The organism is uncultured Photobacterium sp. (assembly GCF_947039875.1).
Lineage (GTDB): Bacteria > Pseudomonadota > Gammaproteobacteria > Enterobacterales > Vibrionaceae > Photobacterium.
The window spans coordinates 69,260-76,427 of sequence record NZ_CAMRAN010000014.1 but is presented as its reverse complement, the minus strand read 5'-3'; the positions used below and the strand labels follow the sequence as shown (position 1 = coordinate 76,427).

Genomic DNA, 7,168 nt, shown 5'->3' with positions numbered 1-7,168 from the left:
ACCGTTGATGAACGCCAACGTGCACCTGTTTTAGCCCGTACAATGCGTTGGATCAGCAGCCAAATGCGTGGTGGTCGTAATGACTATGACGAATTAATTGTTGATGCTAACGATCAACTCCGTGCTGCAGGCTTGCAACCAGATAAAAGCTTTATTCGTGATGCAGTAACTTTGTTACCGATTACTGACACTACCCAACAAGCAGTTATTCTAATGTCAGCACAATTAGGTAAAGCACGTTTAATCGACAATCAAGTCGTAGACTTATCCCCTGCAGTGAGTGTTGAAGAAGACGTCGCTGAAGCTAATTAATCGCTAAAGGCTGACTAAAAAAATACCGCTCGTTAACCATTAACGGGCGGTATTTTTTAACTCTTGTTTGTTCGATAACTTATGTTCATGATATATCGGCTTATGAACGTAAACCAATACCACGCGAAATCAGATAATAAGCCACGCCATAAAGCGCAATAACAAACACACTTAATACTGCAAATGACGTACCAATACCAACATCAGATACCCCTAAAAAACCATATCTAAAGGCATTGACCATATACACAATCGGATTGACCTTTGACACCATTTGCCACACTTCAGGCAATAGATTAATTGAATAGAACACACCACCAAGATACGTTAATGGGGTTAACACAAAGGTTGGAATAATACTGATATCATCAAAAGTACGCGCAAAAATAGCATTAATTAATCCACCCAATGAGAACACAATCGATGTCATCACTACCGTTGCAATGATCACCCATAGATGAGCAATATTGAGTGAAACAAACAACAATGACACCACAGAAACAATCAAACCGACACCCAAACCACGCAGCACACCACCGCCAACATAACCAGCAATAATGATATAGTTAGGTACTGGTGCAACGAGTAACTCTTCGATGTTATGTTGAAATTTGGCACTAAAAAAAGAGGAGGCAACATTAGAATAAGAGTTAGTGATCACCGACATCATAATCAGTCCGGGCACAATGTATTCCATGTAGCTAAAGCCTTCCATGTCACCAATGCGCTGCCCAATCAAATTACCAAAGATAATAAAATACAGCGTCATCGTAATCGCTGGCGGTACCAACGTTTGCACCCAAATTCGAGTAAATCGATGAATTTCTTTGGTAATTAAACTTTTAAATGCAATCCAATATTGTTTTTTCATTCTTTATTACCTGCCACAGAAGAAGGTCGATCTGTATTAACTAGTTTTACAAATAGCTCTTCTAAACGGTTGCTCTTATTTCGCATTGAACGCACCATAATACCTTGAGCCGTTAAGGCACTAAAGACACGGTTTAAGTCATCGCCTTTATTAAGGTCGACTTCAAGAGTATTACTGTCTATCAATCGACACTCACCCATCGCAAGGGTTGGTGTGTCTGTTGTGGCATCAATATCTAAAATAAAGGTTTCTAATTCAAGCTGACTCAATAAGGCTTTCATTGAGGTATGCTCAACTAACTCACCATGATTAATAATACCGATATTGCGACACAACATTTCGGCTTCTTCAAGGTAATGCGTGGTTAAAATAATCGTCACCCCTTCTCGATTAATACGTTGTAAAAACGTCCACATTGAGCGACGTAATTCAATATCAACCCCAGCGGTAGGTTCATCTAAAATCAACAATTTTGGCTCATGCATTAATGCACGTGCAATCATTAATCGACGTTTCATACCACCAGAAAGGTTACGGGCACGATCATGACGTTTACCCCATAAATCTAATTGAGTTAAATATTTTTGCGCCCGTTGTTTTGCTAACGTCCGTTCAACCCCATAAAAACCCGCCTGATTAACAACAATCTGCTCAACGGTTTCAAAAGGGTTAAAATTAAATTCTTGTGGCACTAAGCCAAGCTGATTTTTAGCATCCACTTTTTGAGTATCTAAGTCATAACCAAAAATACTCACGGATCCCGAGCTTTTATTAACCAGCGAGCTAATAATCCCGATGGTGGTTGATTTACCTGCACCATTCGGCCCAAGCAAAGCAAAAAAGTCCCCTTGCTCGACATTGAGACTCATATTTTTTAGCGCCTTGACGCCACCTTTGTAAGTTTTGCTTACATTTTTTATTTCTAAAGCGTTCATTATATGCAATCTTTCTGTTAAATATTTATAGGTTAGTGGAAAAACACTAACAACTAATCCGATTTGCTATCAGCGCAGCTTGTGTATAGTAAGGAACATATTAATATAAGGCATTATCATGGCAGATATAAAGCAGCTCTTCGCAAACAATCTCTCGTGGTCAGAAAACATTAAGGATGAAGATCCGGAATTTTTTTCTCACCTCGCAGAAGCACAACATCCGCAATATCTTTGGATTGGCTGTTCTGACAGTCGAGTTCCAGCTGAACGCCTAACCGGTTTAACCTCCGGTGAATTATTCGTACACCGTAATGTTGCCAACCAAGTTATCCATACCGATTTAAATTGCTTATCCGTCGTTCAGTACGCGGTCGATGTACTTAAAGTTAAGCATATTATCATCTGTGGCCACTATGGCTGCGGTGGTGTCACTGCCGCCATCGAAAATCCACCGTTAGGGCTTATCAATAACTGGTTATTACACATTCGTGATCTGTACCTTAAACACCGTTCAGATCTTGGTAGCCTACCGCGTGACAAGTGGGATGACAAACTATGTGAGATTAATGTTGCTTCTCAGGTTTATCATCTCGGTAATTCCACTATCATGCAACAAGCATGGGAGCGTGGCCAAGATGTCAAAATTCATGGTTGGATTTACGGTACCAGTAACGGCATTTTAAAAGATTTGGGCGTAACAGCGACCAGTCGTGAAAGTCTTGAAATTACTTATCAAGCAGCGATGTCATCTTTATTACCGCCGCTTGAAAAGCAATTAGTGCTACATCAAACGCAACTAGAAAACAATAAGTAACAATCATAAAAAAAAGCGACCACCTAATTGGTGATCGCTTTTTTTGTTTTTATTCTGTCGCTGGAATAACTTTACCAATGAACGGTAAGTGGCGATATTTTTGAGCGTAATCGATGCCGACACCCACCACGAATTCATCTGGAATAATAAAGCCATACCAATCAACTTTCACATCAACTTCACGACGTTCTGGTTTATCTAATAGCGTACAGATGCTGATTGATTTTGGTTCACGTAACGATAGAATTTCACACACTTTACTTAAGGTATTACCGGTATCGATAATATCTTCCACCAATAACACATCTTTGCCTTTGATATCGTCATCTAAGTCTTTCAAAATACGCACATCACGATTACTTTGCATGGTATTGCCGTAACTTGATGCAGTCATGAAATCAACTTCATGGGGGATCTCAATAGCACGTGCTAAATCTGCCATAAAGACAAATGAGCCACGTAGTAAGCCAACCATAACTAGGTCTGTCGAGTCTTTATAATGTTCCGTGATCTGCTTCCCTAGCTCTTTGATGCGTTCCTGGACGTCCTGCTCAGAAATCATTACTTCGATTGTGTGCTTCATTTTATTCTCCATCAACGCGACCGCGTTAGCCGACTAAGGCTATATATTCCAAAGGTCGTTATTGTAGCATTCATTCATCTTAAGCGTTATTTAATCAATAGTGTCCAAAATCCGAAACACTTATTGATAGTTCAGTTTGAATCAACTCAGTTGCTGTTGTAGTGTTTATGTATAAAAAATAAACATAAATAAAGCAAATACAAACAGGCTAGGGAATTAATAATTATGGATACGATTACCAAGAAACCACGTACACGCTTATCTCCAGAAAAAAGGAAGCAACAACTACTTGATTACTCAATTGAAGTTTTCTCTCGTCGCGGTATTGGTCGCGCAGGTCATGCCGATATTGCAGAAATGGCAAATGTATCAGTGGCGACTGTTTTTAACTATTTTCCAACCCGAGAAGCATTGGTTGAACAAGTATTAATGGAAGTTTCAACTCAATTTAATGACTTGCTCACCGAATGTATTGGTGCCCCCAATAAAGCACTACATGCATGCTTAACTTGCATCACTAATAACTTGATTGATACCGTACTAGAACAACAAGATTGGATCAAAGTATGGTTTGAATGGAGTACATCCGTACGTGATGAAGTATGGCCTCAATTTATTGAAAGTAACAAAAAGAACCTCAAGCAAGTGCAGCATGCCTTTTCTCAAGCAATCGATAACGGCGAAATCACGCCAAATCAAAGCCCTGAGAACTTAGCTAAAATGCTACATGGCATATGTTATGTGATTTACATGCAAGCAAATCAGCACCCAGATCAAGATATTTTACGTGAACAAGCACAAACTTATCTGCAAGTGCTTACCCAGAAAAACTAAATAAATAGCTGATACAAACAATCAAGGCTTGCTCTCACAAGCCTTGATTTATTTATGCTTGAGCAAATATAACCGCAGAATGTGGGGTCACATTAACCGTTACTCGCTGACCGACATTTAATAATAAATTAGAATTAATCGCTAATTTATGCCCTTCAAATTCAACGATATAACGACAACTATCCCCCATGAACTGCTGTTCAATTATCACCGCACTACCTTCAGTTTCTGGCATCACAGTCAAATGTTGTGGTCGTAATAACCAATCCACATCCGTACCAGCCATCAATGGTGGCTTAGCCGCGCATGTTTGCTCACCAAATGGCGTCAGTAATTGTTGATTTACTGTCACCGTTGCTGGTAGATATGAGCCGACACCTAAAAATTCAGCCACAAAACGACTACTTGGTTGATAGTAAAGTTCAGTCGCTGTGCCAAATTGCTCAATCACACCGTGGTTCATTACCGCCATTTTATCGGCAAAAGCAAACGCTTCTTCGCGACTATGAGTGACAAAAATAGCAGTAACACCTTGATCTTTAAATATTTGGCGAATATCACGAATCAAGCTATGACGTACTTGAGTATCAATATTAGAAAACGGCTCATCCAATAAAATTAAATCCGGTTCATTGGCTAATGCCCGTGCAATCGCAACCCGCTGTTGTTGACCTCCTGATAATTGGTGCGGATAACGATCATCAAGCTCCGTTAAATGTACCAATTCTAGCATCTGCTTAATCTTGGCAATCACTCGCTGTTTATCCCAATGCCGCAGGCCAAACGCAATATTTTCCGCCACCGTTAAATGAGGAAATAACGCATAATCTTGAAAGATCATCCCTATATTACGTTGCTCTGCAGGTAAACATAATTGCTGATCCACAATGGTACGATCATTGATTGCCATGCAGCCATTGGTAAGTGGTAATAGTCCTGCGATGGCTTTTAATAAGGTTGTTTTGCCACAACCACTCGCGCCAAGCAAACACACGATCTCACCCCGTTCAACTGACAATGATAAATCTTGTAATATCGGCACCCCATGGTAACAACAGCTTAAATCAGTGACAGATAATGCATGTTTCATCAGTGTTTTTGCTCCAAAGAACGGTTAACCATAACCAGCGGAATCAAGCCAACAATAACTAATAAAATGGCAGGGAAAGCAGCAACTTCTAACTGTTCGTCAGAAGCGAAATTAAACACATAAGTGGCTAAGGTTTCAAAATTAAACGGCCGTAATAATATTGCCGCATTCAACTCTTTCATTGATTCGATAAATACTAATAAGCCCGCAATTAGACATCCACGACGAATCAAAGGTAAATGCACTTTGCGTAACATTGGCGTCGATGCATAACCCATAGTTTTCGCGGCCATATCTAACGATGGTGGAATTTTAACTAAACTACTTTCAATACTACCAATAGCCACCGCAGCAAAACGCACCACAAATGCAAAAATAATCGCAAACATTGACCCTGAAAAAATCAGCCCTGGACGTCCCAAATCTAAACTGCGAGCGATATCATTTACTAAGTGATCAGCGCTGGTTAAAGGGATCATCACGCCAATCGCTAATACGGTACCGGGGACAGCATAACCTAATGACGCTAATCGCATCGGTACAATACTGATATTACGGCCATCTAAACGTTGATAAAAATTAACCATCAAAGCAAGACACACGGCGACTATTGCGGCCACCAATGACACCACTAAGCTATTAAAACTGTAGGTTTTAAATTGTGCCGTCCAACTTACTGAGAAATAATCAATGGCGTAAGAGCCTAATTGCACCATCGGTAAAATAAAGGCACATCCAACTAACCCCCAGCACCAACCAACAGCCAGCCATTTTTTCCAGCCACTTAATTGATATTTAGTATGGCTATCATTACCACATTGTTGTTGAAACATTTTTTGCTTACGACGACTAAAACGCTCGCTACTGATCAGTAAAAAAATAACCATCAACATAATTGCAGAAATTTTAGCGGCAGCATTGAGATTAGAATAGCCAAGCCAAGTATCGTATACCGCTGTCGTGAGGGTATTTAAAGCAAAATAACTCACGGTACCAAAATCACCCAAGGCTTCCATTGCTACTAATGACACGCCAACAGCAATCGCAGGACGCGCTAGTGGTAATGAAATTCGACGAAAACTTTGCCAAGGTGAACAACCTAATAGTCGTGCTGATTGAAGCAGGTTATTACTTTGCTCCATGAACGTGGCACGGACTAATAAATACACATACGGATATAACACCAGCGCTAAGACAAAACATGCGCCCCATAATGAGCGTAAGTCAGGGAACCAGTAATCGCTAACATGCTGCCAACCAAAAAAGTCACGCAACCAAATTTGAATTGGACCTGCATAATCAAACCAATGGGTGTAAAGGTAGCCGACGATATAACCAGGCATTGCGAGGGGTAAAATAAGTGCCCATTGAAGTATTTTTTCGCCCGGTAAACGGCACATCGCCATTAACCATGCACTTGGAAGCCCAAAAACTAAGGTAAGTAACACCGTACCAACCACCAGCCCAAGGGTATTTAACGCGTAGGTAGACATCACTGTATTCATCAAGTGTGAAAACACCTGATCTGAATTACCCATGGCGGTAATAAATATAGCGATAATAGGCAACACTAACAGCGAGCCAAACAACCAACTGTTAACCCGCCAAAATAAAAACTTTTCTTTCATTTACTACTACTTAGTACGTTTTTCAATATATTTAAGCCCGCAATATCAAGCCTCTTCATCAGTAAATTCACTCACTGAAAGTAAGCATGAGAAGCTACCAC

8 protein-coding genes are annotated in these 7,168 nt (G+C 40.2%); 3 read left to right on the top strand and 5 right to left on the bottom strand.

Features of this window, described 5'->3' with window-relative positions; translation table 11 throughout:
- The coding region (locus tag Q0V26_RS07265; RefSeq protein WP_297479975.1) for a pantoate--beta-alanine ligase at positions 1–312 on the top strand (312 nt) is incomplete at its 5' end.
- A gap of 100 nt (positions 313–412) precedes the next feature.
- Here Q0V26_RS07265 and Q0V26_RS07260 read toward each other — a convergent pair.
- Both Q0V26_RS07260 and Q0V26_RS07255 read right to left on the bottom strand, forming a co-directional pair.
- Entirely contained in the window at positions 413–1,183 is a 771-nt protein-coding gene (locus Q0V26_RS07260) for an ABC transporter permease (RefSeq protein ID WP_297479972.1), read from the bottom strand.
- Complete coding sequence (locus Q0V26_RS07255; protein ID WP_297479969.1) at positions 1,180–2,118, bottom strand: ABC transporter ATP-binding protein; 939 nt, start codon at positions 2,116–2,118, stop codon at positions 1,180–1,182. Before Q0V26_RS07255 ends, Q0V26_RS07260 begins: the two co-directional genes overlap by 4 nt.
- A 118-nt stretch (positions 2,119–2,236) precedes the next feature.
- Here Q0V26_RS07255 and can point away from each other — a divergent pair, with 118 nt between their 5' ends.
- Positions 2,237–2,932 carry a carbonate dehydratase gene (can, locus tag Q0V26_RS07250; protein WP_297479967.1) on the top strand — a complete coding sequence of 232 codons (696 nt, stop codon included), beginning with the start codon at positions 2,237–2,239 and terminating at the stop codon, positions 2,930–2,932.
- A gap of 49 nt (positions 2,933–2,981) precedes the next feature.
- Here can and hpt read toward each other — a convergent pair whose 3' ends face one another.
- A complete protein-coding gene (gene hpt, locus Q0V26_RS07245) occupies positions 2,982–3,515 on the bottom strand; it encodes a hypoxanthine phosphoribosyltransferase (protein WP_297479964.1) in 534 nt (177 codons plus the stop codon).
- 225 nt (positions 3,516–3,740) lie between these two features.
- Between hpt and Q0V26_RS07240 the strand changes: the two genes are divergently transcribed.
- Positions 3,741–4,349 carry a TetR/AcrR family transcriptional regulator gene (locus tag Q0V26_RS07240; RefSeq protein WP_297479962.1) on the top strand — a complete coding sequence of 203 codons (609 nt, stop codon included), beginning with the start codon at positions 3,741–3,743 and terminating at the stop codon, positions 4,347–4,349.
- A gap of 52 nt (positions 4,350–4,401) precedes the next feature.
- Here Q0V26_RS07240 and Q0V26_RS07235 read toward each other — a convergent pair whose 3' ends face one another.
- Together Q0V26_RS07235 and Q0V26_RS07230 are read right to left on the bottom strand one after the other, a co-directional pair.
- On the bottom strand, positions 4,402–5,439 hold the full coding sequence (locus Q0V26_RS07235) for an ABC transporter ATP-binding protein (protein WP_297479959.1): 1,038 nt from the start codon (positions 5,437–5,439) through the stop codon (positions 4,402–4,404).
- Entirely contained in the window at positions 5,439–7,067 is a 1,629-nt protein-coding gene (locus Q0V26_RS07230) for an iron ABC transporter permease (RefSeq protein WP_297479957.1), read from the bottom strand. The genes Q0V26_RS07235 and Q0V26_RS07230 overlap by 1 nt, the downstream gene beginning before the upstream one ends.
- Positions 7,068–7,168: the final 101 nt, after the last annotated feature.